The following is a 26,600-nucleotide window of genomic DNA, read 5'->3' on the forward strand; positions in this document are numbered from 1 at the left end:
CGAGGTTTATAGCAGCCTGGATCAGTTGATGGTGCTGCAAGGCAAAATATTCGCCGATCGAGAACAGGCGGCGCAGGAACTGTACAGCGATGCGCGGCGCAATATGCTCGGGTTGTTTTTGTTCTGTGTGGCGCTGGTCATCGCCGCGGCGGTGATCGTCACGCGCAGTGTGACCCGTCCATTGGGCGGCGAACCGGACGATGCCGCACGGTTTTTGAGTCAGATCGCTCAAGGCGACCTGACGATTCAGGTGCCCGTGAGCTCAAGTGCCGGCGGCAGCGTGATGATGAACATGCATCAGATGCAGCAAAGTCTGAATGCCATGGTCAAGCACATCGCGAACTCGGTGGACCAGGTGGCCAGTTCCTCCGAAGAACTGAGTGCGGTCAGCAGCCAGACCAGCAGTAACCTGCAATTGCAGGGGCTGGAGATCGAGCAGGCGGCCACCGCAGTGAACCAGATGACGGCGGCGGTCGATGAAGTGGCGCGCAATGCGGTCAGCACCTCCGAGGCCTCGCGGCAATCCGAGCAAACCGCACAGCGCGGGCGTGAACAGGTTCAGGAAACCGTGGTTTCGATCGGCGCACTGGCCGATGGCGTCACCGACACCTCACAGCGCATCGAGCAACTGGCGGGCCGGGTGCAGGACATCAGCAAGGTGCTGGACGTGATTCGCAGCATCGCCGAGCAGACTAATCTGCTGGCCCTCAACGCAGCCATTGAAGCGGCCCGTGCCGGTGATGCCGGACGCGGTTTCGCCGTGGTCGCCGATGAAGTGCGCGCCTTGGCGCATCGCACTCAAGAGTCCACCCAGGAGATCGAGCAGATGATTGGCAACATTCGTCTCGATACCGGCCACGCGGTGACGGCCATGCAAAGCAGCAGCAACCTGGTTCGGGCCACCCTTGAAGTGGCGCAACGGTCGGGCGATGCACTGGATGAAATTACCCGGTCGATCTCGCAGATCAACGAGCGCAACATGATGATCGCCAGCGCCACGGAAGAGCAGGCATTGGTGGCGCGGGAGGTGGATCGCAATCTGATGGGGATTCGCAATTTGTCCGAGCAGGTCTTGCTGGGTGCCCAACATACTCACACCGCGGGTCACGATTTGGCGCAGATGGCCGGGGCGCTGCACCAGACGGTGGCGCGTTTTAAAGTCTAGGTAATTCGGGGTGGTGGTTGTGGATGAGGGCGCTCAAGACCAGCCCCAGAACTGCAACCACCAGCCGAACCCTACCAAGCCGATGGCGAGTAACAGGCAAGTGCTGCCAGCGCAGCGACGAACCTGGGAAAGGCCTTCGCGGTCAAGTCGTTTCCATCCCAGCAGCAGACTCCAGCCCATCGCGGCCAACAACAAACAAGCTCTGGCCGGTTGTACCCACTCCAGCAGCAGCCCTTCATAGCGCAGCAATTTCACCGTTGTGGCCGACAGCCCGAGAAACAACCCCGCACCACCCAAGGGCGTGAGTGTCAGCGCCAGGGGCCAATACAGTGCAGGATCTTGCGTCAGTCGAGCCGTCAGGCGCAGAAGGATCATCAACGCCGTGCCCAACACCATCGAACTCAAACCCAGATAAACGATGATGCTGAAACCGTCGAGCCAGCTGAAGCTGTCGTTGAGCTGCGGGTAATGGGTGAGCAACCACCAGGGCGCGTTGTCCTGCAATGCCCAGAGTTGGTCGTGCTCGACCAGCCATTGGGCGAGGGTCTGTTTGAGGGCAACGAACCATGGGCTGACCGTCCACTGAAACGCGCCCATGGCCAGGCCTATTACACCGAACAACAATAAGCGTGCGTCCCACGGTGAAAGCGTCTGCGCCGTCGCGTGAAGAATTTCTTGGTTGCCGGAGCGGGCGATCAACTGAACGGCACCGCGTTGGCCGCTGCAACGTCCGCAGGCATGACAGTCACTGGCGCCTTGCATGCGACGGATATCGAGCAAGGGCGCGCAGTTGGGCGGCGGCAGGCGTGGCGCGGCATTGTCCATCCAGCGTTGTTCGTCGACCTGGAAATGCACGGGCGCCAGGCGAGCGAGCAGGGCGAAGACGCCGCTGACCGGGCACAGGTAACGGCACCAGACGCGCTTGCCCCGGGCGAACAGCAGTCCGACGACGACTGCGGCGACAGTCGAACCGCCCAGGATCAACAGCGCCGCCTGGGCGTAGTCATAGACGCTGATCAACTGGCCGTAGAGGGTCGTCAGGCAGAACGCCAGGGTTGGCCAGCCGCCCCAACGCAACCAGCGCGGCACACCCAAACCTTTGCCGTAATGGCTGGCCCATTCGCTGAGTGAACCTTCCGGACAGAGAACGCCGCACCAGAGCCGGCCGAACAAAACGATCGACAGCAGCACGAACGGCCACCAAACGCCCCAGAACAAAAACTGCGCGAACAGGGTCAGGTTATCGAGCAGCCGTGCCTGGCTGTCCGGCAGCGGCAACACGGTCGGGATCACCAACAGCAACGCGTAGAACAGTACAACGACCCACTGCACGGCACGAATGACGGGCGCATGACGGCGCATGCCGTCGCCCAGTCGCTGCAGCCATCGATTGTGGCGACTCAGCTCAGGCATGGGACTTTTTCCGCAGCACGTTGACGCAACCAGCCGCCGACGGTCAGCCAATAACCGGCTAACACCAGTAACGTCATGCCGCTGGGCGTCGCGCGATAACCGGCAAAGCCCGCGAGAAAACCACCCAGTCCATGGCTGTCGCTGAGTAAGGCGCTGCTGTCCCAAAGCGCATCACCCACGAGGCTGTACATTGCCTCCGGCAAATCCATGGCAAGTAATTGACCGCCGATTCGCTCGGTGCCGCTGACCAGCAATGCCGCGCCGAGCATCAGCAAAACCGCTTCGCTGATGGCAAAGAATCGCTGCCATGAAATAAACCGACGACTGCTGTGCAGCAGGGCAATGGTCAGCCCCGACAGCACCAGTCCCATTGCGCCGCCGATGGCAAACAAACCGAGCTGCGGACCTCGCAACTGAGCACCGGCGCCATAGAGAAAGACCACCGTTTCACTGCCTTCGCGGCTGACGGCGAGCATGACCAGCAGTAACAGACCTGTGCCACCTTGCAGGGCCAGGTGGCTGTCGGCGTGTCGTTGTAAGTCGTGTTTGAGCGAGCGCCCGTGGCGGTGCATCCAGCCAACCATTTGCACGATCAGCAGGCTGGCCACCAGCGCGAGTGCGGCCTGGAACCATTCACTGGCGGAGCCGCTCATGGCCTCACCGGCAAACAGAATCAACACCGCCAGCAGGCCCGAAAGCATCAACCCCAGCACCACACCTGCCCACAAGTACTTCGCCAGTCGATCACCCTGATGCTGCTGGCTGACCCAGGCCTGGAGAATGCCGATCACCAGCAGCGCCTCGACGCTTTCGCGCCAGACAATGAACATTGATTGATTCATGAAAACTCCGTGTTTGAACGGGTTATTTCGCGAGGATGCCGCCCTCGGGCAGTTGCGGATTGAACTCGTCGAAGAAGGGATAGTGACCGGGCCTGAGGGGATGAATGACTACGAAAGTCGTCACGCCCGGCGACAGTACTTTTTCAACCCGCAAGGGCGTGCTCTCGAACTCGGCAGGCCCCTTGCCGATATTTTTCAAGATGATTTTGAAGCGCTGACCGGCCGGAACCTCCAACAGGGCGGGGGAGAAGTGGCCATCGCGCAGGCTGAGTTCATAGCTCGGTAATTCGGCATAGGCCGTGAACGGCGCAACTGCTCCAGCAAGCATCAGCCAGGCAATTTGCAGGCGCTTCATTCAATAGCCGCCTTTTTTACCAATGCCGGCGTAGATGAATTCGTAATGCAATTCGCAGCGTTCAAACCAGGGGGCTACGCCGGTTTCCTTATCGATATGGCGGCCAAGGGAGCCATGACCGCCGGGCGGCAGGACGGTGAAGGTCAGCTGATATTTACCGGGGCCCAACAGCTTTACATTGTCGCCATAGTGCGGACCGTCATTGGCGACCATGGCGTGGAAATCGCCTTTGAGTTCGTTCTCGTTGCCCTGTTTTTTCAGGTTGAACGAGACATTGAGGTAAGGCACGAAACTGCCTTCCTGAAAGCCCTGTCGATTGTCCGCCGTGGCGCGAATGTCGGCTTCCAGATGCACATCGGAATCCGCGGTGGCGCGCATCATTCCGGCAGGTGCCATCTCGATCGGCTGCAAATACACCGCCCCGACTTCCAGCCCTGGACACAACTGGGGTTCCCCGATCGGGTATTCCTTGGCCTGAGCCAACGGTGTGAGCAAGAGCAGGGCGAATGACAGCGAAAAGGTCGTACGCATGATGTCTTCCTGGGCACTAACGAGTAGGAGCCCGAGTGTAGGAAGCTTTCCTGCGAATAATAATGATTGTTATCAAGTTTTCAGCGATTAAGGCTAGGACAAGGAACGCTTTCGAAATCGCTCGGCGCGGTCGACGCTGTCGCTCATCTGCGCAGCCGCGCAGCCGCGTGAATCGTCAGAGGATGCTGGGTGAAGCCGGGCCGGGGTGAAATGTAGGCGGCCATTTCGCGAGCGACGGCTAACTGTTGATCCGAACCTTGTGTCAGTAACGCAATGACCAGATTTTCCAGGGCAATCACTCGGACACGAAGGTGGACCAGTTCTGCATTGGTCAATTCGGGGGGAGAGGACAATGCTTGCGCGGCGAGTGATTTTTCCGCGCCTTCATCATCCCAGGTCGACAGTTGGACAGGGCGTTGGTCTTCGGCAGGTGTTTTTTTACCAGGCATAAGAAGCTTCTCCAGGTGTTTTTATGTGGCTGCCCAAGGACCGGAAAGCGCTATGCCGTAGCCGAGTTCCCGGCAGAACAAGCTTAGCCGTACCTTGATCCGTATCAAGGCCACCTTTGCGCGAGCGATGTAGGTTGGAGGCACATCCTAGAGGCAAACCGGGGATCGACATGGCCAAGAATTTTCCCATCAGCCCCAAACATCCCGAGCGCATTTGCTGGGGCTGCGACAGATACTGTCCGGCCAATTCCCTGGCGTGCGGCAATGGCTCCGACAGGACCATGCATCCAGCCGAAATGATCGGAGACGATTGGTATCTGCATGGCGACTGGGGCATTGAACCGTTGATCGCGGTAGAAGACGTGACGGACGATCCCGGCCGGAAGGGCTGAGCAACCCCTGGAAACATAGAAACCACCTGACGGAATTTTTTTTGAAATCAAGGGGTTGCCAGCCTCGGGAAATCAGTACATAATTCACGCCATCGAAAGCACTGACCGCTGAAAAAGCTCAATGTTTTCAAGGAGTTAGATCACGTATCTGATTCCAAGTTTGTACGCGTTTGATGTTGTGCTACATGACATCTGATGCTTGAGGCCGAGTAGCAAAATGGTTATGCAGTGGATTGCAAATCCACCTACGCCGGTTCGATTCCGACCTCGGCCTCCACTTTAAACGAGCTCCGTAGATCTATGATTTACGGAGCTTTTTTATTTGCACTGTCCTGCAAGATTTAGTCTTGAAAAGGCCAGTCGCGAACTTGCTTCACCGGAGCGGGATGTATATATTTCCCCCTCTGCCGCACAGGCGTCAGAACTGCCAGATCGTTATTTGACAGTCTTCAGACTGCTTCACCGCGCTACCGCCCGAATGGCGAAACTGGTAGACGCATGGGACTTAAAATCCCTCGCTGGTTAATTATTAAAGCTTAAAGTATTTCTCTGAAACCCGCATGGCTCATGGGCTGCGCGGGTTTTTTGTTTTCCGTTTCAAAACCTCTTGGTAACAAATTGGTAACACGGCGCCATTAGCAAAATTTAATAATGCCATTTGGGCTTCGTTTTAGTAACAATTGGCCATCACTTAGGCCCTGGGAGGGCACATGGACGTTGAGTCTTTGACGAAGCTGATCACGCTAGCTGGTGCTGTCATAGCGGCGTGTACAGGGGTTTGGAGCCTCTGGCTTCAGATGCGTGGCAAGCGCGACCGTTTCACTGTCGGCCCAGGAACTGTCCGCCCAGAGATCCTCCGGGAAACAGCGATGCATGTCGTGAGCCATAGCGATCATCCGATTCAACTCGCGGATTACGGCTTCATTGACCCTGACTTTCAGTTTTCGTCAATTCCACTGGAGCAAGAGCTGTACGATTTCCACGACAGCCATGTCTTCACCCGTGGCGAAAGTGCCCTCGAAAAGCGCAGCGACTACTTCGAGATCGGCTACGTCCGACGCGACACGCCCATTGGTGCATTTGCGCGGTCCGTTACTCAGTCTCGGCCCAGAATCGGCTTCGCATATGACACACCTCTTTGGAAGAAGCTGTGTGTTAGAACCCTGATTTTGGTGAAGGGGCGAGGGTATTTGAGATGACTGCTTTTCCAAGGGATATCGAACATGATTTCGATGCGCTGATTGAGCTGATGATCCTCGTCATCAATTCGCGGCTGAATATGCCGGTTGAGCCTGAAATGGTGTTTCTGAACGACATTCAGACGCTTTCTCTGAAGCTTTTTAAGCAGCTGTGCTCAACCAAGACCATTTCGACTGGTTGCGTGTTTCAGAGCAAAACCGGCTCGGCGTATGAGTTTATTGACCAGGGGTCGGTCTCGATACTTGCACGAGCTTCAATCGAAACCTTTTTGACGTTGCACTGGCTTTTCAGCGGTGACCTAGAGCTTTCGCGGTTCCGCCATCGGGTTTGGCAGTATGCAGGATTGGCCGACAGGGTTGGTCACACGGCGACAACTGATGAGGGGCGAGTAAAGCAAGCATCTGCACGTGAGCAGCAAGCAGAGCTTCTCATCCAACTTCAGGGCTCTGAGCACTTTAAGGGGTACACAACAAAGCAGGCTGACCAAGTGTTGAAGGGAAATTGGCGTGTTGGCTGGTCATGGGCAGATGAGGCAGTGCGAGCGGGGTTTCATCGTAAATACTTCGACAACGTGTACAGCTATCTCTGTGGTTACTCGCATAGCAATTACATTAGTGCGATGCAGATCGGTCAGGCGCAAGATCTCCCTACACAGGCGAGAATGAGCGGTGCAGGGCTCCAGATAAGCGTCCACATCATGTCCCACTTTATCCATCTCTACGCTTCAACGTTTTCCACGGCGTCTGACATTCTCAACACTTCAGAGTCTCGACAAATCGCGACCTACTGGCACTTTAAGTCGGATGACATGAATCCCATTTTCGACCGAGGTGTTTCAGGAGGCGCCTAGGTTTGACGTCTGTAACGCTTCTGTAAACCTCAGAGCGGCCTCCGAGAGAGGTTGTGTTTGATGCTATTCATCCGGCAAGCAACAGCTGGTAGGGCCGGTAGGCGATCCTGTGGCCAGCTGATTTTTGGCTAGACTCATCTAACTCATTCTGGAATCTTCGGCATGCGAACGATCTCCATCCAGCAAGCAAAAAAACACCTGTCACGTCTTGTCGATGCGGCTGCCAAAGGCGAGTCATTCCTAATTTCCAGTTCCGGCAAACCCGTGGTCAAAGTGATTGCATTCGTTGCACCTGGGCATGGTCAGTTGAAGAGGCTCGGATTCCTGGAGGGGCAGTTCGCCATTCCGGAAGATTTTGATCGCATGGGCAGCTCTGAAATCGAACGTGATTTCGGCGTGTCTGACTGAGCTTGGGCACAAAAAAAGCGCCGATCCGAGGGGGAAGGGCGCTTGATCTTATGCGAATTTTATAGCCGATTATAGAGCGACTATAGAAATTACTGGAGCCAGGACTCTACTTCAGCGGCGCCGTGCTCTGTTTTCCATTCTTTCAAAAGTTTGTGATTTCCGCCCTTGGTCTCAATCAGCTCGCCAGTGTGTGGGTTTTTGTAGCGCTTGACTGCGCGAGCTTTGCGAACCAGTTTGGCTTCAACAGGCTTGGTGGCGCTGCGACGCGCTGTTGGATCGAGTAGGGCGATGATGGCTGGCAGGCTGACGCTGTATTCACCCATCAATGTGCGCAGTTTGCTTTCGAACTCTATTTCGCGCTTCAGGCCGTCGTCGTTTTTCATCGCATCGAGCTGTTTGAGTTGCTCTGCAAGCTGGGCTTCAAGACTTCTGAATTCTGCAATCTTTGACATTTTTGATCTCAATTTTTTGGTGTGGGGAGCAAGCCATCCTTGGCCTTGTGGTCTATCAAACTGCTTTTAGTGCGTCGATTTGCCCGAGAATTGCGGCGTTGAACTCGTTCGCGAGAGCGACTTCGCTTTTAAATTTTTCGAGCGTCTCAAGTGTCAGTTCAGAAGGCGGCTTTGGGACGATCAGCTGCGATTCTAGCTGCCGCACGATTTCTAGGATGCCTGGGGTGTACTCGCGTTGAGAGCGGACAACCTGCGTAACCAGCGGTGCCTGCACGAACGCTTTGGAGGATTGGTCTTCTTCGCTCAGTTGCTGCTCAAGTGCATTGATTTCAGCATCTAGCTTATCAATCATTGCCTGAATGGTTTCAGAGTTTTCAGGCTCTTTCTTAAGCTTCATATTCAAGTCACGTTTGTCGATACGTGCGTTATCCAACAAAATCTTTGTGCGTTCCGCAGATGACATTTTCGACAGCTCGTCGTCGATATCCTTTCTTATCTGTTCGATATCGCGCTGATAGTAAGCAACGCGTTCACGAGACGACATCGCCGGGCGACCCAAGCCGTCATAAACAGGCGATGCGCTGTCATCGATAGCAGCCATCGCGTCTTCCATGTGTTTCAATTTTCTCCGCAGATGTCGAAATTTCCTGCCGATTTCGCTAATCCCAGGGCGACCTGGGCCTTTCTCGCGGAGACGTTCGCCTTTCTCGATAATTTCTACTTCTGGAATTTCTTCACGGCCTAGCTGCTTTTCGTATTCGCGCAGTTCAGCCAACTTTTCGTTGTAGGCCAATTCTGCTCGTTGACGCAGTGTTTTCAGTGGTACAGGGGGGCGCCCCATGCGCTTGTTCCCCTGGCGTTCGGACTCAACATCGTCTTCATTTTTGTCGAGCAGTTCTTGCCATTTCCAATACAGCACGCCGCACTTATCAACGAGTTTGTCCGTTTCTGCCTTTCTTGGCCGCATGTATTTTTCCTCTTTAAGCCCTGAAACAGTGGGCTTTTGGCCGAATGCACCACGCAACATCTTGAAAAATGGGTGTCGCGTTGGCTGTTCAATACGCAACGGTTTCACTGTGAATGCATGCTCTTCCATATTCGTACTCCGCTTTTTTCTATGCCAGTTCATACGTTTACGGGCATGCACTTCACTTCTAAATTTCATCACTAATGGGGCAGTTAGGACCTACACACCAACCCGCTGGTCCATTTCAGCGTTAGCTGGCTCCTACGCATACGTCATAACCACTGACTTTACGCTTTGAAAACCCTCATCGTTCCCAAAGCATAGTAGAAACGAGATAGATTGCAAGAAAATAATTAGAAAAAATTAATAAAGCCCCAAAAAAGTCAATACTTAAGTGATATAATATTTTTATTGACTAGAATTGCAAGCTATGTCTCACAACCCCGTGATACCTCGTTCCTCGATCCACTGGGCGTTCGACGGGCTTCTGCTCAAATCCTTCGGATTCTGCGCGATTTGAATAAAAAAAATTAAAGCCAAAAAATAAAAATAATAAATGGTGAGCTGCATGTCGAAAGAATTGGTTAAGAACAAGGGCGGAGCCCCTCGTAAAGAAATACGTCAAAGCAAAGCTTTTAAAGTTTATCTAACACCTGAGGAGTTTCAGGCCATTAAAGTGATAAGTGAAGAGTTGGGCTATCCGACGATTTCTGGGCTTTTTCGGGAGAAGATTCTTGAGTTTTGCAGAAAGGGGAGGATTTCAACAGCGAACAACCCCAGCATCCAGGCCGCATCTGCTTATTTAGGAGATCTGGCATTTTCAAGCCATCTCCTGGTCCAGTTCTCCCAAGAGTTTAAACTGCCTGAAAATGTTCTGGAATCGATCCGAGGACTGCCGTCCAAAATCGAGACAATCGAAAGCTTCCTAACACAATAAAAACAATAAATAAGGAGCAACAAAAATGATTGGTGAACAATTTGATTATTCAGAAACATCGGAAGACAGAGTTTCCTATATTTTCGCGGAACCCGAGAAAGATCGCGATAAACGCCCGTTCGTTGAATTTTTGGGAGGCAATCTTATTGCTGGCGATCCATTTGTCCGCTCTGTAAATAGTGACGGAACTGAAAATGTCGAGGTCGATACTTCTCAGATTGCCGCTGAGATGAATGGTCACGCGAATAAATATAAAGGGACATCTAAGCAGCTGTTTGCACACTATATGCTTTCATTGGCTCCCGGCGAATCTCTAAACAAAAAAGAATTACTAAACTGCGCAAAGCATTATATGAAGTCCCTTGGGTATGGAAAGGGGGCGAAATGGGTTGCTAGCGTTCATAACGACACTGACAATCAGCACATTCACATTGTCGCCTGCCGCGCTCAGTTAATTCATGGTGACGTTGCGCCGAACGGAAAGCCTCGTGCCCCTCAGTTCTCAATCGTCAGTGATAGCAACGGATACAAAAAAGGCTGGGAAGCATGTAGAGAGCTTGAAGCAAAGTATAATTTGAAGGCCGTGGAGAATCCTGACCAATGTTTCGCCAAAAACGGAGATTTATTTAGAAAGGGCAGCGATCAGGCAAAAATTCTCAGAGGGATTTTCGGCGATCTGTGGAAAGAAGGTAAGCCAAATACATTCTCGGAACTCGTTCTGGCTCTGAATGAAAGAGGTGTAGCGACCCAGGTCAAAACTGAGTCAAACAACCCAGATCATATCAAGGGGATAATGTTCAAGCTCAATCGCCCAGATGGCAGATGGATCTCAGGATCAAAACTTAAAGCCACCCGTTTGACGTTTGACCAGCTAATTTTGAAGGAGGGCATCAATTACAATCCGTCACGGGACAACGCCTTGCTTGGCTTGCCTCCTACCGCGTACACGCTCGTCCAGAACGCAAAGAGCGCCATGCCTACGTACCAGGAGGCTGGGAGCATGGTTACGTTCAGCCGTGTCTACATTAAGATTCCTTCGAATAATTCACGTATCCGCTCATACGTGAAAAACAGAGGACGGGCCTTTGGAATATATGCGGACTCAGGCTCAACCTATTTGGGATTCAATGCCAGCTTCAATTTACGACTCCGTAAAATGTCTAGAAGTGAGGTAGAAATAAAAATTGAGGCTGAGCGCATCGAACTAATCATGAAACTGATGATGCAACTAATAAGACGTGCTATAGACGATTTCTTTGACGGTCTTCAAGTCGAGTTTGAAGAATTTACTCCATCAAACGAGCTGCCAGAGACAGCCTATCGGCTAAGTATACCAGTCATGATCGATTTGCCGGATGACGATATGGCAGATGTGATGGAGTTGGATATCGAAGAGGAAGTTCAGAGGCATATGACATATCTAGCATCGCTTTGCAGAGGTGTCACCGAGCTAGATCAGAAGCTAGAAGCATGATCAAAGCCGGGTTCTTCCCGGGTTTTTGCCCCCAAATAAACAAAACCCCCGGAGCCCACAAAGGGTTACAACGGGAGTTTATAAGCGCCTAAGTATATTCGAGTAAAAGTTGTTCAATAAAAAGGAACACAAACTTTGCGAGTGTTGTGCTCCTTAGATGTAGCTTCCATGCTGCAATAGAAACTGAAATCCATTTGTTCGTCTTTCCGAACTGCCAGAATCATGCGTGAGTTAATTGAAAAGATGGACTTCAGTCTCATTCTTCTATTGTAGTTGCAGATAACGCTATATACAATACCTTGCACTAAATATATCGTTAAAGTATGCTGGTTTAAAACAAGAGCAAAGATTTTTTGGAGATAATTAAGCATCGCGAAATAACGCAACATTTAAAATATTATAAGTATTTGCTCGTTTTGATAAGTGTGCGTTATAGCTCGTTCTTGGCGTGTTATAATTAAAAATTAGAACAATAATAATGAGTAACAAGTTATGTATATTCGTATGACTCAAAACTGTGAGCGTGTATTCGTCGTAAAATCAGTTTCTTCAGCTGTTGCAGCTTTCGATGCAGACGGCGAGCCTCTCAAAGGTGTTCGTAAAAGCACGACAATTCAAATTGCTTCTTTCGACCTTTCCGAACCCATTGTCCACGCCGAAATACCTGCCGAGAAGGCTGAGGAATTCGAAATCTGGAGATCTCTTCAGATCAGCCGCATCCATAAAGCATTCATCGACGCTGCCGCTGCTGGCAAACTAGGTGGCACACCTGTTCTGAAGACTCGGACAGCATTCGGTGACCCTCAGGCTAAAGTCGGTGAATTCAGTGGCGTCATCGACCCATTGGTGGAAGTGCAGACAGGCCTTATCAAAAGCGCAATGTCCGGTCAGAAAAGTGAACCAGCGTTTCCAAAAGTGCCAGTTGATGGAGTAGATGCTCAGTCCATCATTAGCTCCATTTTGGAAATATCTTCAAGAATTTTGAGGCATCAGCATCGCACTGGGCTAAAGGGTGACGACTTATATACCGTTACCGAACTGCTGGATATTCGAGCAGCGTGGTCTGCCCTTGGAGCCAGCATGGAAGATGAGGTAACTGGTCAGGGCAAAGTTGAAGGAGACCGCGATGGTCGTAACGCTGCGAAGGAGGGCAGATTGATGTACAAAAAAATGAGGAAGAGCATCACAGGTTAATCACCAAGGCGCGTCCAGAACGCGCTTTTTTACGCCAGGAACATTCTGCGTACACTTGCCGACAAGTGCTATCAAATTGCTCCTGAAAATCCACTGAGAGCAGGCTCATTTGACATTTTCCACCCTCTGAAACCACACACCTCGTTACGCCTCCAGGGCGTAAGAATCAGCTAGCTTTCTTCTTGACGCAACGCTTGCAGAGCTTCCAGATCCAGCTATCGATTTTCTCTTCGGCAGCGGGATACTCGCCACAGCGCTGACAGATTTGGTTCGTGGCTATCTCAACGGCGTACCCGAGATTTTTGATGTGCGGCGGGGCAAAAAAGCAATCGACTCGCAGGAAGCCCTGTTCCGGCCTCGACACAATTTCGCAGTCGTAATCTTCGCTCGCTATTTTCAGAGCATTGGCAAAGCTTTGCCAGCCTCGATAATTCTCACCGAGCCAGCTGTCTTCAGATTTGATATCGGGCAGCAGGTGCCGAATTGACGCGAGCGGATCGACCGGTTTTTCTCCATCATCACTCACGTTCAGACCCCTTGTTTGACAACAAAAAAGCTTTGGATATGGTTCGCTGCTACGAGAAATCTGGGTTTTTGCATGCCCCATAGGTCTGTTGATTTCACGCAGAGACGTTTTTGACAGGGTAGATCTATTGGATAGGTTTGCAGCGGTTTACCTGGCTTTCATTAGAACGATCGGCAACCACCCTCAAACCCGCTGGCCGGCTTACGGCGAAGCCGGGTTAAAACTTGATGTTGTCCCAGTTGACAAAGAAGCCCAGTGGACGGATGAGCTGATCGACAGCGCCAGCAACTCTTTCCTGCACAAGCCAATCTCGCGGGGAGTAGCTGATCGCGACTGCCAAGATGAGCTGCTCTTCCGAAAGCTCTGCTGGATCGAAGGGCCAGATCTGAATTTGCGCAACATTCGCATCTCCGAAATCGTGCTCGAAGTTTTCGTCCTCCAAGACAACATCCTTGTCTCGCTTGAACTCTTCCAGATCGTGAATAGAGATGGCATAGGTTTTCTGCGTGCCATCAGTAAGCATCGTTCTTTCGCTGAGAAAGCTGTCGCCGACTTCGGTTAACCCCGCGCCTTTATGCGTCCTTACCTCAGCGTCAGCCAGCTCAGTTTTTTCGAAATACCCCCTTTCCATGACGGGACCACGGGGGCCTCGAACATGAAAATCTGCCAGCCTTGGCGTTGAAACGTAGTCTTTGACTCGTTCGATATCAATCAACCCCTCAGGTGATTTCGGATAGTGCTGCAACACGTTCAGAAGCTTCTTGAGCAGGTCTGGCTCGTTCGCCATTACTCTATTAATCATGCGTTGATCTCCATAACATCACTCCATCGGGTTGTGTAATTTTGGCTTAGCAGCTGCTGCTTCATGTGCCATGGGGCAACAGCGGGCTCACTTGCGAAACGAACAGATCCTCGCCCGTGAACCATGTTTATCTTATCGAGCACTGTCATTAGCCGCTCACTGTTTTTTCTCTTCGGTTGCGCAAAAAGGTTGTCGGTAAACATCCCTGGATCGAAAAACTGGGACAGGATGACACCGGCCTTGGCATATCGTGGACCGCTGATATAAATCTGCTGCAATCCGGCCAGCGCAGCTTCCATCAAATCGCGTGTGTCGAAGCTCGGGTACGCCAGGGGAATGCTCACAGACCTTGCATACGGGATTCCGCTGGTGTCGAAAGGGCTTGTTCGAACGAAGACCTGGACGCAGACCGCGTACTGGTTCTGTGACCGTAGCTTCCGCGAAGCGTTGGCAACAAACGTCGATACTGCTGAGCGAAGTCCATCAAGTGTCGTCACTCTTTCGCTGAAGCTACGCGTACACGCAATCATTTGCTTCGGCACAACATCTTCTTCCAGGGCGTAGCAGTATTCTCCAGACAATTCGCGTGCGGTCTTCTCGACGTTGATATTGAAATGCCTACGCAACGTTTTCTTGTCGAATGTCGCAAGATCCCAGGCCTTTTTGATATTCATCAGCTCAAGGCGCTTATTGAGCTGCCTGCCAATGCCCCAGATCTCTCCCACATCAGCGAAGCGGAGCAGCTTTTCCTGCTTTGCCGGATCAACCAGATCAACGACGGCGCCTGTTTTTACCTTCCATTTTTTGCTAGCCCAGTTCGCCAGTTTTGTAAGCGATTTTGTGGTCGAGATGCCGACGCCGACAGGTATTCCGACCTCTCTATAGACGATATCCCGAAGGTGTCTGCCGTAGGCTTCGAGGTCGCGATCAGGGATGCCGGTCAGGTCGAGCCAGCCTTCGTCGATTGAGTAAACCTCGATTTGCGGTGCTTCTCGGCTAAGCACTTGCATGACCCTGTTGGAGAGGTCTTGATACAAAGCGTAGTTACTGGAAACGCAAATCAGACCCTTCCGTTCGATGAGGTCGCGAAGCTCGAAATGTGGCTGCCCCATCTTCACGCCAAGGGCCTTGGCTTCATCGCTACGACTCACGGCGCAGCCGTCGTCGAGAGCGCGACGACGGGCTTGCCCAGCAGCTCAGGCCGAAATAGGCGCTCGGCAGAGACGTAAAAACAGTGACAGTCAACGAGTCCGAATCTCTTCATTGGTCATCCTTTGGTTCCAGCAGGCCGAGCTGCTGGTGACAGCCCATGTCCGATTTCAGCGCCTTCAAATGCTCAACGCCTTGGTTATTCAGCTCAATGATTTGGTCAACTGACAGTGTGTTTTCAATGTAGATCTTCAACTGTTCGCGAGACCACTTCATCTCCAGCAACTGCTTGAACGTAATCATGCGAATGCCCCGCGCAGCGGATGCAAATTGAACGTCACAACGCCCCAGATTTCGCACTCTTCGTCGTCACCCAAGCGGATAGGTGGGCTATATGGATTTTCAGCCTGGAGAAATGGAACACCATTGGAAACGCAGTACGTTTTGACGGTGAATTCAGATCCGATCCTTGCAACGATCACATCGTCCTGAGCAGGCGTCAGGGCTCGATTGATTATTAGAAAGTCGCGGTCGAAAATCCCTTTTCCTGTCATCGAGCGACCAGTTGCACGACCCACGAACATTGAGGGTGCGCGCATTCCCACAAGCTCATCCAGAGACAGCGAGGGTTCTTCGTGATCGAGTCCTGGTGATGGAAATCCACACGCGAGCTGGCCGAGCTGCTGCATTAGCTCGGGCTCTTGAGAAGGAACAAGGAGGCGAATTTGAACTGCTTTCATTGGGATCGCACGCAAATACTGGACATTCATACAGTATAGTGCGATTTACGCAATCGCCAAGGTCATCGGGACGAGTAACCTGCTTACGGCACAGTTCGGCTTGCGTCTCTCGTCACCGTCTTACTTCGATTCGTTTCCAACGGGGGCCATGTTCTCCCACCCTGGGATGATTGAGTCGGATGGTGTCGCAGATAGAAGCGCCGCAAGCGAGTGCTTAGGACGAGAGATGAGAAGGCCACCGTCGGCACTCTCTTGTATTGTCACCACGCAGCCAGCAGGAAAACCAGCGCGCAGGGCTAGAGGAATCGCGATGCGAAAGTCTGTATCAACCGTAATGTTAGTCATGATCGAAGCCTTCTTCGCGCGGAGGAGGGAGACAAGACTTTAAACCGTTGGCAAGCCTCGGCAAATCAAGGAGGTCAAAAGTGAAAATAACGAGAGGTTCGAGGACCAAAAGCCACCATAGCATCGGGTGGAAGTGACTGGAAACAGCCGCCTCGGGAATGCTCTGTGCGTGCGAAATTGCATGGACTTGACCTCCCGCTAGCATTCGACCTAAAAGGCCACTCACATCGGACTTGGCCAACTCGGTTTGTAGCCATGTAGGGCAGATATCGACCCATAGCAGTCATTCAGTATTTGCGCAGTAACGCTGACTTTGAGGGGGGCGTCGCTGACGTGGGCGCGAAGCCGCGACGAAGCCGATTGTCTTGGGATCTGACGCCATCATGAACCTACGACTTCAACTCTGCGCGCTCAGGAACAGAGAGAACAGCTCGGACTGAGATTTAATGCCGAGTTTGCTGTACATGTGCTTGCGGTGGACCTTCACAGTCTCGGCGGAAATCGCCAGCTTGCGCGCGATCTCTTTGTTCGAGCAGCCGCTGAGCATTAGCCGACCGACTTCCAGTTCGCGGGCGGAGAGCGGCGTGTCCAACCGCCGGTCTGTGGAATCCAGCCAGCTCTGCCAGCTTGGTGTTGGCAAAGCGGTCTGCTCCAGCGCCTCCCGCTCGAATACCATGCGCTGACGCATCAGGGCGCCGACCCAGGACTGGATGAGCGTGAGCAAAGCAATTTGCTCTGGACTGAACAGGCCCTCGCTTCCCAGCGACAGACTGAGGGTGCGTTGCGCGTCAAGCTGCACGTTGATATGCACTTCGTCGGCAACGACATTGAGGCGGAAGTAGCGCTGGTAGTAGTCGGTCTGTTCGAAGCACTCCGGCGCCACGTCGGTTAGCCAAAACAAACCGTTTTGCGGTGCTTCTCGGTTGGCCAGGTAGAAGGGGTCGAGCAGATACAGGCCTTTGAGGTAGTCCTGAAAGAGCGGGTCTGGCCCGCCATCCTTGCCCGGGCATTCTGCGAGCACCTGCGGGCGGCCATTGCTGAAAACCAGCACGACCCAACTGTCGACCGCAATGTAGCGGTTCAGCAGACGCACCAGCGCGAGCCAGAAATTGGGGCGGTCAAGACCCTCGATCAGCCTGCCTACCGCCTGGTGCCAGGCGATGTCCTGCAATGTAATGCTCACGACTCTACCCATTCGGGGTTACCCCATCGATGTAATTACTTTGCGCATGGCGGCTCTCCATACTTTATCCAGCCCTGGCGGGTGCTGTTTGGTTTGGCAATTGTGAGCCCACATAGACGTGAAAGGATCACCGATGAAGATTGAACTCGTACAACTTACCGGTCGCGATGGTGACACCGCTTATAACCTGGAGCGTACCTTGCAGGCTATCGCCACCTGCGCAGTGGACACCGATCTGCTGATATTTCCCGAGACGCAGCTGATGGGGTTCGCTGACGCGCAGCAGCTTGCCGAAGTTGCCGAGCCATTAGACGGACCAAGTGTACAAGCCGTCCAGCACGCTTGCCGCGAACGTGATGTCTGTGTAGTTGTGGGTATGGCGGAGAACGACGCGGGCACCTTCTACAACACCTCTTTGTTGGTCACCCCACAAGGGATCGCCCTGACCTATCGCAAGACTCATCTTTGGCCGTCGGAACGTGGTCTGTTCCAGGCGGGTGATCGCTTTGCTACTGCGGTCTGGAAAGGAGTGCGCGTCGGCATCCTGATCTGCTACGACATCGAGTTGCCGGAAAGCGCTCGTGCCCTCGGCCAACTCGGCGCCGAGCTGATCTTGGTGACTAACGGCAACATGGATCCCTACGGCCCTGTCCACCGCACCGCGATCATGGCTCGAGCCCAAGAAAATCAGGCATTCGCCGTGATGGTGAATCGAGTCGGGGAGGGCGATGAAGGTCTCGTTTTCGCCGGTGGCAGTGCGGTGATAGACCCCTTTGGGCGCACGCTGTTTGAGGCGGGGCGCGCAGAGTGTCGTCAGGTGGTAGAGCTAGATCTCGATTTGCTTCGCACCGCTCGCCATGAATACGACTACCTCAATGACCGGCGCCTGCACCTGACCGGCGAACAGGTTGAGCACGCTGATGGTCGACGCGAACTGCTGATACCGGACCACGCGCGAGGGGTGTAACCACACCAAGCGTCGTTGCGTTTTGCTTCACATTTCCACCCTGCCACAACAACAATCACAAACCAGCAGGAGCAGTGCTCGTGTCCCTGGACTCGGCGCTTGTGCTCTGGAGCATCCCGATGAAATCCACTCGCTACATGCAATGCGTCCTGGTCACGCTTTTCAGTTTCGGACTGGTCTGCGCCAAGGCCGACGAGCCTGCCAAATCGAGCGTGCACATCTACAACTGGTATGACTACATTGCCCCGAACACGATGAAAGACTTCCAGAAAGAAGCGGGCATCAGCGCTGTGTACGATGTGTTCGACAACAGCGACGTCATGCAAAGCAAACTGATGGCCGGCCGCAGCGGCTATGACGTAGTCGTTGCCAGTGCCGACCTGCTGCCGAACCTGATCAAAGCAGGTGTACTCAAAAAACTGGATCGCTCAAAGTTACCCAATTGGTCCCACCTCGACCCTGACATCCTCGCCAAGTTGCAGAGCAACGATCCCGGAAACAGCTATGCGGCCCCTTACCTATGGGGTACCACTGGCATCGGCTATGACGCGGACAAGGTTAAATCGATACTCGGCCCCGATGCGCCTGTTAATTCTTGGGATCTGATTTTCAAGGAGGAAAACCTGGCCAAACTGAGTCAGTGCGGCGTGGCCATGCTGGACGCGCCTGGCGAGGTCATTCCCATTGCCTTGCACTACCTCGGACTCCCCTACAACAGCCAGAACCCTGAGGATTACAAAAAAGCCCAGGCGCTGCTGCTCAAGCTGCGCCCGCATATCGTCTACTTCGATTCTTCCAAGTTCATCTCTGATTTGGCCAATGGCAACGTCTGCGTCGTGCTGGGCTGGGGCGGAGGTGTTGCCGATGCGCAAAAGGCTTCGGAACTGGCTGGCAACCATCGCAACCTCGTTTACAGCATTCCCCGCGAAGGAGCACCGGTGTGGGTGGAGAGTCTGGTGCAACTGAACGACGCCCCCAACCCGGAACAAGGGTTGGCCTTCATCAACTACATGCTGCGCCCTGAAGTCATCGCGCAGGCATCCAACTACCTGAGCTATCCAAACGCCAACAAGGATGCCACCGCACTTGTCGAGCAGAAAATCCGCGACAACCCCGGGGTGTATCCGTCTAAGAAAGTGTTGGACACATTATTTCCTCTAGAACCTCTCCCGCTGAAGATGGAGCGCGTTCGCACCCGCGCCTGGAACACCATCAAGACCGGCACTTGATTGGCGCACTCGGTGCCCGAAGCCTGTCAGAGCCATTTTATAAAGCCTATCAAAAGCGAAAATCATGAAAGACATGACGAAACCACGTGCCCGCGATCTGGATATTCAATTCGGCCAATTGCAGCCCGGCCCACTCAACGCCATCACCGATGTGCCAGGCGTACGGGTCGGCCACTGCAATGTGCGCGGAAAGTCCGCCAACGGCCGCGACATCCTCACCGGCGTAACCATTATTGAACCGCGAGCCGGTTCGACCAGCCACCAGCCGTGCTTTGCGGGCGTCCATGTGCTCAATGGCAATGGCGATGCCACGGGACTGGAGTGGATTCGCGAAGCGGGGTTGTTGACAAGTCCGATCGCGTTCACCAACACGCACAGTCTGGGTGTGGTGCGCGATGCGGTGATTGTGCTGGACCGTGAACAGCAACCGGATGAGGGCCGGCTCTACTGGAACATGCCAGTCGTGCTGGAAACCTTCGACGGTTTGCTTAACGACATCAACGGCTTTCATGTGAAGCCCGAACATGTCGCCGAAGCCCTGCTCACAGCGGTTGGTGGGCCGGTCGCCGAGGGCAACGTCGGTGGCGGAAGCGGCATGATCTGTCATGAATTCAAGGGTGGCATCGGTACTGCTTCGAGGCGGCTGAGCAGTGCCCAAGGCGGTTGGACCGTCGGCGCTATCGTCCAGGCCAACCACGGCATACGCAACGAGTTGCGGGTCGATGGTTACCCGGTCGGACGCTACATGGAAAAGGCCGATTCACCGTTTCTCAAGGCCTCGCTGCCGCATCCGGGCATGGGTTCGATTGTGGTTTGCCTGGCCACCGACGCGCCGTTGCTGCCGCACCAGTGCACACGCCTGGCTCAGCGCGCCAGCCTCGGCCTGGCTCGTACTGGCGGTGGCAACGAAGACCACAGCGGCGACATCTTCATTACTTTCGCGACCGGCAACGACATGCCGCCCGCCGCTTATGAAAGCAAGAAAGCGCCGACCTGCGACAACCTGCGCATGGTGAATAACGATCACATCAGTGAACTGTTCCTGGCCGCCACTGAAGCGGTCGAGGAAGCGATCATCAATGCGTTACTGGCTGGCGAAACGGCTGAAGGTAATGGGCATGCCGTACCGGGGCTGGATTCAGAGACATTGCTCAAAGCCTTGCATCAGGCCGGCTGGCCTGGCGCGGAGAATGGCAAACTGATTTAGCGGTATTGAGGTGGTGTGCGTGTTTCGCGTTCATGCCACCTCAACCACATTGATTGCATCGTCAGGTTACAGGAAAGACATCGCGGCTTAGCGTCACGCGACATTTAGGTGAGAGCCGTCGGCTCTATGGTAGGCATTAATAATGCAGGCGTCCTACTGCGGCAATGCTGGCCGGGTAATGACCTGAATTGTGGATGCAAATTAAGAAATATCACTTCCCTCCTCGAAACAAATGATCATCGTGGACGACGCCCCAGCACGGCGCATCAACAGCGGGCAATTGTCTTCTCTGGCGTTCGCAAACTCGTCTATCGCACACCGCCTGCCGAATTTAATGTTGACAGTTTTGAATGACTGCTATTGGCCGACTGCGGTCTGATGCCACCGGCGGCACCCTCGTGGCAGCAGCCATTCCGATGGGCTGCAAACCGAGTACTGGTCCTGCGGCGGTTTAACTATGCAATAGTTAGCCCGTCGGACCAGCCGACCACACAAATGCTCAAGCAAACCCTGCGGCTCTAGAAGCCTACGTCCAGCACCACATTGTCGATATACGTCCCCCCCGGCGGGGTATTCTGGTCCGTGTAGATCTTGGCGTTGTAGTTGAAAATCTGACTGCCAGTACCCAGGCCGTTGCCCGGGTTGACCTCGGCCGTGGAGCTGGCGCGGCGCGCGGTCGTCACACTGCCCCAACGGGTGGTGGTGGCGCTCTTGAAGATGTCATAGGCCAGCAGATTGCTGCCGGAGATCATCTGCCGCCGCCCGCCCACGCTTGCCGGGTTCTGGCCGTCACTCAAGCCCACGGTGTAGGCACTGCCCTTGGTGCAGGCGATGTTGATGGTCTGGCCGGTCACCGCGGCGAAACCACTGACCACCGGTGCGCTGCCAAAACTGATATTGGGCGCGGTGATCTGACAGTCATTGGTCACGGTCAGGCTGACGGTCAGGCTGGCGACGCCGCTATTGATGTCGCGCAAAATACACAGACTACCCAGCCCCAAGGCCGCGCAGTAATTCCAGCTCCAGGCAATGCTCAGCGTTTCGGTGTAAAGGCCAGCTGCCACATTGCTGCCGGTAATGCTGCTCAGGTAGATCGGCACGGTTTTATTGCCGGGCCCAGAGATCAGGCCCAGGCTCTGGGCAATGCCGTTGCTGGCAAAGTCGAACTGGGTCCCACGAGTGATCGGGTAACTGGTGCTGTTATTGGCGTAAATCGTATAACCAATGACGTCACCCGTCGGGCCGACCATGCCGCTGGTCGCCGAGGTGATCGTTGCATAGAAGTGATCGCTGGCGGCCAGCAGCGAAATCAACGTCGCTCCACAACTCAAGCCGGCGTTGGTGGTCGAGCTGGTCTGTGCGGCGGTACGCACCGTCATCGAACTCACCGAGCCGAAACCGGCCGGCACGGTCGACACCACTGAGCAAGCCGCCCGGGCCTGTTCCGCAAAACCCAGGCTTGCCAGCAGCGCCAGGGAGTACCCCCCTTGCTTGAGCCGCATGTCCACACTCCTTACGTCATTGACAAACCAACGGGCCAATCAGCGGCACCTGTTCCTGCTTGATGTCCAGTTCGAATGTCGCCTGGCACGTGTGGCCCTCGCCCACAGTCACCCGCAACGTATTGTGCTCGGCCAGGCCCTCCAGGTAGACCAGGCCATCCCAGCCCACCACCGCCTGCGCGCCGCTTTGCTCATGCTGCACCAGGCTGCCCAGGGGCAGGTCCTGGTGCTGAGCATCCACCAGGGTGATGCTGGCCGCAATGACCCGGCGCACTGGAAACTCCAGCACATAGCCGCTGCCTCGGCGAACCGCGACGCGTTGTTCGACCTGCGGGGTTTGCACGTTGGACGGCAGGTTCAACGGATCGATTTCATACTTGGCGCGGTAATACGCGCTGCTCCAGGGCACCAGCAAATGCCCGTTGCGGTCGGTTTCCCCTACCTTCTGGTTCTCGTAGAGCACCGGCACGCCGGCAAAGCCATCGGTACTGACCACCACAAAGGCGTCATTGACCCGATTGGCGGCGAATACTTGCTTGTCCATCCATACCAGCGAGCCGCTGGCGTCCGCCCAACGGGTTTGCGCATCGCTGCTGCCATACACGCCAGCCTGCAACTGCACCGACTGCAAGCGCCAGATCAGGTCCGCCTGGCGATAGACCGGACCGTCGCCATGGGCGTAGCCGAGGTTGTAGCCAACGCCGCCATCGGTGGGGACCGCACGGCTGTAGTTGACCCGCTGACGATTTCCCCCGGCCTGGCTGCGTTCATTGTTCAGGCTCAGGCTGCCGTACATGTCGAAGGGGATCACCAGTTGCGCCTGCATGGCCCAGTTGCTGTCACCAATCTCGCGGTTGGCGGACAGGTAGAAACTGGTGTTGTGCCACAACTGTTTACTCCAGGTCAGGTTCAACAGCCGCGTGCGTGAATCATCAGCCGCCTGCACATCAAAATAGCCGGCGCCAATGCTGCCGTAGCTGTCCAGATTCAGACTCAGGGTCACCTGTTCGCTGCGCTTGCTGAGGCTGGCATATGGCGTATTGATCAGACTCAGGTCGGCGTACTGGTCACGGCGCCGTACCCTCTGGTAGGACAGGCTGTAGCGCTGGCTGCTGTACTGATAGCCCAGGCTAAATTGCTGGCCTTTCTCGCCGTCGAACTGGCTTTGGCTGAGGGCCGTGTTGAGCACACCGAAGTTGCCCAGTCGCAGGTTGCCGCCCAGCCCTCCCAGGGTTAGGGAATTGGAAGCTTCGGCATGGCTCTCCAGGGTGAACGTGTCCGATAGCCCGTAACGAAAACTGCCGCTGGCCACCCCGGGCCCGTAGCTAAAGTCCCGTACGGTGTATTCCCGACGCAGAGTACCGGCGGCCACCGAAAAATCCGAAAGGCCTTTTTGTAGCAGCGTGCTGGTGACGTAGAACGGCACCGTAGTCGAAACCTGTCGACCCAGGGCATCAGTGGTGACCACCACCGCTTCGCCCGCACCGTTGATAAAAGGAATATTGGTCAGGGTGTAGGGCCCCGGCTGCAAGTCGGCACTGCTGGATTTATAACCGTTGATAAACAGGTCCACCGACGATGGCACGGCGGCCTCACCGGCGAATTGTGGCAAGGGGTAAGTCACCAAGTCTGGGCGCACGGCAAAGTCCCGGGACAGTTGCACACCACCCAGGCGTACCGAACTGCTCCAGGGCAACGCACCGCTGATCACGTCGCCGGCCTCGTAAGTCAGCAGGCGTTCATCGTCGGAAAAGCGCCAGGTGGTGTCATAGCGCCGGTAGCCATTGTTCAGGGTGCTGCCTTCCACTTGGGAGCCAATGGTGCTGCGATACTGGCCGGTGTTGGACAGCGTGCCCCAGGTGTCAAACAGCCGTACTTCATTCCAGACGGCCAGGTAGGTACCGCTGTCGTCGGTGTCGTTGAGGTATGCGTCATAGTTGAGCAAGGCGCCAAAACTGCTCATCGCTTGGGTACGCGGGTAGTTGCTGCGGTTGCCGATGAGCTGATCCGGCAACCAGGCTGGCGGCACATTCAGCAACAAACGCTGGCCCTGACTGTCGTAGTCACTGTGCAACCCGGCCAGGCTGTCGAGGGCGACTTCTTCGGTCACGCCAGCGGGCAGTTTCATACCCACGTCACGCAAGGTGGCCGCCGACAGAAACAACCGTTCGGCACGCTGATTGACGGCGACCACCCGGCCGGTGTCCATCTGGTTGACCACAAGTTCCAGAAACAACTGTGCATCTGCAACAGCCTCCATATTGCCGGGGGGCGGCGGCAACGCAGCGGCCATGCCCAGAGGCGCGAACACCAGGTCATACAGGTAACTCACTGCCAACACCGATCGCCACAGATAACGATGCCGATCATGGCTCATGAAGGTTTTGTGTCCTTCAATGGACATCTCCATCCTGTTAATCGAAGGGGCTGCCCCTGCATCACGCTCCAGACCGCGGCACTACCGTCCTGGCGCAATGTTTTCCACGTTTGTTGCCCCGTTGATCCGCACCTGCAACGGCTGATCGGCCGGCATCGTATCCGGTACCGGCCAGCGCATGGTCGCGCCCGGCAGCACGTAGCCGAGCAAGCCCTCCACCAGCGGCCGAGGCTGGCCGCCCTGCTTGAGCGCGGCATCAGTCAGCCGGGCGTGCACCGCGCCTTGATTGCGCATTTCCACATAGTTACGCCCGGCGACGGTGACCTTCTTCCAGCTCAGATCCGGCTTGCCCGCGCCTTTCGGGTCCCGCTGGCGGGTGCTGTCGTCCTTGCTCCACAGGCCGGGGCCATAGACGAACAAGGGCACCGAATAACGCATCTGAAAGCGGATCGCAGCAGCCGTCTTGCCATCGGCCGGTAGCGCTACCGGCGTCGCCGAAGGGATTTCATCGATGATGATCCGATAGGCCAGCTCCTGGCCCGGCGGCACTTCCCGGGTTCGGGTCAGGCGCACCAGTTGCTTTTTCCCAGGTTCGATCTTGGCCACCGGCGGGCTGCCAATCACGTCGCGCTGGTGCTGGTATTGATCATCAAACCCGCTCTGACTCCAGGCGAACACCCGGATTTGCAGGTTGGCCGTCTCGGTGCCACGGTTCTCCAGCCACAACGCGCTGGCCTGTTGATCCGCTTCCAGAACAGGATCAATGGGCCAGATCAGCACGGAGCTGGCGGCCTGAATTTTTCCCACACCCAACGCCACCAGCCCGATAAAACCCGCAACCCATAACCGCCGGGAAGCTGAATACATAGGCCCCACTCCTTATGCCATTAGCCTTACCACGACAGCTGCACCTGCAACACGTCGCTGTACGTCCCCCCAGGCTGATTACCCGGTAACTGCACCTGTCCGTAAATCGGCAGGGTGATGTCGTTGGCGTTGCTGTAGGCCACGCTGACGCTCTGGCTGATCCCCAGGCTCTGGCTCAGCGCGGCATCCCGAAACAACTGGTACGCCACCTGTGCACTGCCGCTATTGAGCCGCAGGTGCCGGCCACTATTGTTGTATAAACCGCCATCGACGCTCATGTTCAGGGTCACTCCCGGCGTGCATTGCAGGGTCACACTGCCGCTCAGCGACACGGAGACGCTGCTGGTGGATAACGCCGAATAGGTGCCGAAGGCCAGGCTGCCATAGTTCGACCCGCCGCCGACCACCAGGCAACCCGGCGTGATCGTCGCGCTGACCTGGAATGTCTGGCTGGTGACCGCCAGCAGTGACAGCGGCATCCCCCAGATAACCACCGCCGCCGTCGTGTACCAGACGCCCTTCATGGCGCTAGAACGTCAGTTGCACGGATACCGTATCGGTGTAAGTGCCGGCCGGCAGCCCCGTCTTGCCCACGGCTTGACCGTAGATATTCACGGTTTGCGCCAGGCCAGTGCTCGCGCCCACGTTGATCGTTCCGTTGATAGCCAGAAGCGTCGAATGCCCGGAGTCGGTGTAGAAGTCATAAGGCACATAATTGGCAATGCCATCGTACAGTGCCCGGGTACCGCCCGTCGATTGGCCGTCATAGGACCCTGCGCCCACGGTGATCACCGGCGAGGTGCCCGAAGAACACTGAATGGACAGGGCGCCCCCACCGCCGCCCAGCACTTGGCCGGTGGCCGTGGTGAACTGGCTGCTGGTGGTACCAAAATTGACTGTACCGAAGTTCAAGCCCGAGGTACCGCCCACGCCATTGACCAGGCAACTGTTGGTCAATATCAGGGTGGAACTGATCTGCCCGGTCACGGTGGTCGCCGCCTGAGCGCTGGAGGCCAACACCAGCGCCATCAACGGAAGGCCTGCTTTCGAGACAAGTGCATGCATGATGTTCTCCTC

Annotated in this window: 27 protein-coding genes, 1 tRNA gene and 2 pseudogenes; 12 read left to right on the forward strand and 18 right to left on the reverse strand. The window is 55.1% G+C overall.

Annotated elements, in window-relative coordinates; all coding sequences use genetic code 11:
• Positions 1-28 precede the first annotated feature (28 nt).
• The gene (locus tag ACMXYJ_RS15875) at positions 29-1,165 is read left to right on the forward strand and encodes a methyl-accepting chemotaxis protein (protein ID WP_415760738.1); all 1,137 of its coding nucleotides are present in this window, start codon (positions 29-31) and stop codon (positions 1,163-1,165) included.
• A gap of 33 nt (positions 1,166-1,198) precedes the next feature.
• On the opposite strand, the gene ACMXYJ_RS15880 is transcribed toward ACMXYJ_RS15875, so the two are convergent.
• From ACMXYJ_RS15880 to ACMXYJ_RS15900, 5 genes and pseudogenes are all read right to left on the reverse strand, one after another.
• A complete protein-coding gene (locus tag ACMXYJ_RS15880; RefSeq protein WP_415760588.1) occupies positions 1,199-2,578 on the reverse strand; it encodes a 4Fe-4S binding protein in 1,380 nt (459 codons plus the stop codon).
• The gene (locus ACMXYJ_RS15885; protein WP_415760589.1) at positions 2,566-3,420 is read right to left on the reverse strand and encodes an FTR1 family iron permease; all 855 of its coding nucleotides are present in this window, start codon (positions 3,418-3,420) and stop codon (positions 2,566-2,568) included. Before ACMXYJ_RS15885 ends, ACMXYJ_RS15880 begins: the two co-directional genes overlap by 13 nt.
• Positions 3,421-3,442: 22 nt before the next feature.
• On the reverse strand, positions 3,443-3,775 hold the full coding sequence (locus ACMXYJ_RS15890; protein WP_033055182.1) for a cupredoxin domain-containing protein: 333 nt from the start codon (positions 3,773-3,775) through the stop codon (positions 3,443-3,445).
• Complete coding sequence (locus ACMXYJ_RS15895) at positions 3,776-4,306, reverse strand: iron transporter (RefSeq protein WP_415760590.1); 531 nt, start codon at positions 4,304-4,306, stop codon at positions 3,776-3,778.
• Positions 4,307-4,399: 93 nt separating this feature from the next.
• Positions 4,400-4,755: pseudogene (locus tag ACMXYJ_RS15900) on the reverse strand (hypothetical protein).
• Positions 4,756-4,925: 170 nt separating this feature from the next.
• Between ACMXYJ_RS15900 and ACMXYJ_RS15905 the strand changes: the two are divergent.
• From ACMXYJ_RS15905 to ACMXYJ_RS15925, 5 genes are all read left to right on the forward strand, one after another.
• Positions 4,926-5,147, forward strand: a complete 222-nt coding sequence (locus ACMXYJ_RS15905; RefSeq protein WP_309673996.1) for a DUF3079 domain-containing protein — start codon at positions 4,926-4,928, stop codon at positions 5,145-5,147.
• Positions 5,148-5,350: 203 nt separating this feature from the next.
• Positions 5,351-5,424 (forward strand) — tRNA-Cys (locus ACMXYJ_RS15910).
• A 433-nt stretch (positions 5,425-5,857) separates the two neighbouring features.
• Positions 5,858-6,346 carry a hypothetical protein gene (locus ACMXYJ_RS15915; RefSeq protein ID WP_415760591.1) on the forward strand — a complete coding sequence of 163 codons (489 nt, stop codon included), beginning with the start codon at positions 5,858-5,860 and terminating at the stop codon, positions 6,344-6,346.
• Positions 6,343-7,197: a DUF5677 domain-containing protein gene (locus ACMXYJ_RS15920; protein WP_415760592.1), complete on the forward strand. Its 855-nt coding sequence runs from the start codon at positions 6,343-6,345 to the stop codon at positions 7,195-7,197. Before ACMXYJ_RS15915 ends, ACMXYJ_RS15920 begins: the two co-directional genes overlap by 4 nt.
• A 162-nt stretch (positions 7,198-7,359) precedes the next feature.
• Positions 7,360-7,605, forward strand: a complete 246-nt coding sequence (locus ACMXYJ_RS15925) for a type II toxin-antitoxin system Phd/YefM family antitoxin (RefSeq protein WP_415760593.1) — start codon at positions 7,360-7,362, stop codon at positions 7,603-7,605.
• Positions 7,606-7,694: 89 nt separating this feature from the next.
• Here ACMXYJ_RS15925 and ACMXYJ_RS15930 read toward each other — a convergent pair whose 3' ends face one another.
• Both ACMXYJ_RS15930 and ACMXYJ_RS15935 read right to left on the reverse strand, forming a co-directional pair.
• Positions 7,695-8,057, reverse strand: coding sequence for a histone-like nucleoid-structuring protein, MvaT/MvaU family (locus ACMXYJ_RS15930; protein ID WP_415760594.1), 363 nt, complete (start codon positions 8,055-8,057; stop codon positions 7,695-7,697).
• A gap of 55 nt (positions 8,058-8,112) precedes the next feature.
• The gene (locus tag ACMXYJ_RS15935) at positions 8,113-9,153 is read right to left on the reverse strand and encodes a hypothetical protein (RefSeq protein WP_415760595.1); all 1,041 of its coding nucleotides are present in this window, start codon (positions 9,151-9,153) and stop codon (positions 8,113-8,115) included.
• Between the two features lie 439 nt (positions 9,154-9,592).
• Between ACMXYJ_RS15935 and ACMXYJ_RS15940 the strand changes: the two genes are divergently transcribed.
• From ACMXYJ_RS15940 to ACMXYJ_RS15950, 3 genes are all read left to right on the forward strand, one after another.
• Entirely contained in the window at positions 9,593-9,961 is a 369-nt protein-coding gene (locus tag ACMXYJ_RS15940) for a hypothetical protein (RefSeq protein WP_415760596.1), read from the forward strand.
• A 25-nt stretch (positions 9,962-9,986) separates the two neighbouring features.
• Positions 9,987-11,435, forward strand: a complete 1,449-nt coding sequence (locus ACMXYJ_RS15945; RefSeq protein WP_415760597.1) for a relaxase/mobilization nuclease domain-containing protein — start codon at positions 9,987-9,989, stop codon at positions 11,433-11,435.
• A gap of 492 nt (positions 11,436-11,927) precedes the next feature.
• The gene (locus ACMXYJ_RS15950) at positions 11,928-12,629 is read left to right on the forward strand and encodes a hypothetical protein (protein ID WP_415760598.1); all 702 of its coding nucleotides are present in this window, start codon (positions 11,928-11,930) and stop codon (positions 12,627-12,629) included.
• A 166-nt stretch (positions 12,630-12,795) separates the two neighbouring features.
• Here the strand turns inward: ACMXYJ_RS15950 and ACMXYJ_RS15955 are convergent, their stop codons facing one another.
• The 6 genes and pseudogenes from ACMXYJ_RS15955 to ACMXYJ_RS15980 all read right to left on the reverse strand — a co-directional run bounded on the left by ACMXYJ_RS15955 (position 12,796) and on the right by ACMXYJ_RS15980 (position 17,374).
• Entirely contained in the window at positions 12,796-13,155 is a 360-nt protein-coding gene (locus tag ACMXYJ_RS15955; RefSeq protein ID WP_415760599.1) for a hypothetical protein, read from the reverse strand.
• Between the two features lie 217 nt (positions 13,156-13,372).
• A complete protein-coding gene (locus ACMXYJ_RS15960) occupies positions 13,373-13,957 on the reverse strand; it encodes a hypothetical protein (RefSeq protein WP_415760600.1) in 585 nt (194 codons plus the stop codon).
• Positions 13,954-15,221, reverse strand: a pseudogene (umuC, locus tag ACMXYJ_RS15965) (translesion error-prone DNA polymerase V subunit UmuC). The gene ACMXYJ_RS15960 and the pseudogene umuC overlap by 4 nt, the downstream one beginning before the upstream one ends.
• Entirely contained in the window at positions 15,218-15,409 is a 192-nt protein-coding gene (locus tag ACMXYJ_RS15970; RefSeq protein WP_415760601.1) for a hypothetical protein, read from the reverse strand. Before ACMXYJ_RS15970 ends, umuC begins: the two are co-directional and overlap by 4 nt.
• The gene (locus tag ACMXYJ_RS15975; RefSeq protein ID WP_415760602.1) at positions 15,406-15,846 is read right to left on the reverse strand and encodes a LexA family protein; all 441 of its coding nucleotides are present in this window, start codon (positions 15,844-15,846) and stop codon (positions 15,406-15,408) included. The genes ACMXYJ_RS15970 and ACMXYJ_RS15975 overlap by 4 nt, the downstream gene beginning before the upstream one ends.
• A 742-nt stretch (positions 15,847-16,588) precedes the next feature.
• Positions 16,589-17,374, reverse strand: coding sequence for a LuxR C-terminal-related transcriptional regulator (locus tag ACMXYJ_RS15980; protein ID WP_415760603.1), 786 nt, complete (start codon positions 17,372-17,374; stop codon positions 16,589-16,591).
• Positions 17,375-17,507: 133 nt separating this feature from the next.
• Here ACMXYJ_RS15980 and ACMXYJ_RS15985 point away from each other — a divergent pair, with 133 nt between their 5' ends.
• The 3 genes from ACMXYJ_RS15985 to ACMXYJ_RS15995 all read left to right on the forward strand — a co-directional run bounded on the left by ACMXYJ_RS15985 (position 17,508) and on the right by ACMXYJ_RS15995 (position 20,777).
• Positions 17,508-18,341 carry a carbon-nitrogen hydrolase family protein gene (locus ACMXYJ_RS15985; protein ID WP_415760604.1) on the forward strand — a complete coding sequence of 278 codons (834 nt, stop codon included), beginning with the start codon at positions 17,508-17,510 and terminating at the stop codon, positions 18,339-18,341.
• A gap of 119 nt (positions 18,342-18,460) precedes the next feature.
• A complete protein-coding gene (locus ACMXYJ_RS15990) occupies positions 18,461-19,570 on the forward strand; it encodes a polyamine ABC transporter substrate-binding protein (RefSeq protein WP_415760605.1) in 1,110 nt (369 codons plus the stop codon).
• Positions 19,571-19,634: 64 nt separating this feature from the next.
• Positions 19,635-20,777, forward strand: coding sequence for a P1 family peptidase (locus ACMXYJ_RS15995; RefSeq protein ID WP_415760606.1), 1,143 nt, complete (start codon positions 19,635-19,637; stop codon positions 20,775-20,777).
• Positions 20,778-21,295: 518 nt separating this feature from the next.
• On the opposite strand, the gene ACMXYJ_RS16000 is transcribed toward ACMXYJ_RS15995, so the two are convergent.
• From ACMXYJ_RS16000 to ACMXYJ_RS16020, 5 genes are read right to left on the reverse strand one after another with little or no spacing between them, the layout of a single operon-like run.
• Entirely contained in the window at positions 21,296-22,279 is a 984-nt protein-coding gene (locus ACMXYJ_RS16000; RefSeq protein ID WP_415760607.1) for a Csu type fimbrial protein, read from the reverse strand.
• Between the two features lie 16 nt (positions 22,280-22,295).
• Positions 22,296-24,689: a fimbria/pilus outer membrane usher protein gene (locus ACMXYJ_RS16005; RefSeq protein ID WP_415760608.1), complete on the reverse strand. Its 2,394-nt coding sequence runs from the start codon at positions 24,687-24,689 to the stop codon at positions 22,296-22,298.
• A gap of 48 nt (positions 24,690-24,737) precedes the next feature.
• On the reverse strand, positions 24,738-25,523 hold the full coding sequence (locus ACMXYJ_RS16010; RefSeq protein ID WP_415760609.1) for a fimbrial biogenesis chaperone: 786 nt from the start codon (positions 25,521-25,523) through the stop codon (positions 24,738-24,740).
• A gap of 26 nt (positions 25,524-25,549) precedes the next feature.
• Positions 25,550-26,047: a Csu type fimbrial protein gene (locus ACMXYJ_RS16015; RefSeq protein ID WP_432760546.1), complete on the reverse strand. Its 498-nt coding sequence runs from the start codon at positions 26,045-26,047 to the stop codon at positions 25,550-25,552.
• Positions 26,048-26,051: 4 nt separating this feature from the next.
• The gene (locus ACMXYJ_RS16020; RefSeq protein WP_415760610.1) at positions 26,052-26,588 is read right to left on the reverse strand and encodes a Csu type fimbrial protein; all 537 of its coding nucleotides are present in this window, start codon (positions 26,586-26,588) and stop codon (positions 26,052-26,054) included.
• Positions 26,589-26,600: the final 12 nt, after the last annotated feature.

Source organism: Pseudomonas arabinosi (assembly GCF_047758675.1).
Taxonomy (GTDB): Bacteria; Pseudomonadota; Gammaproteobacteria; order Pseudomonadales; family Pseudomonadaceae; genus Aquipseudomonas; species Aquipseudomonas arabinosi.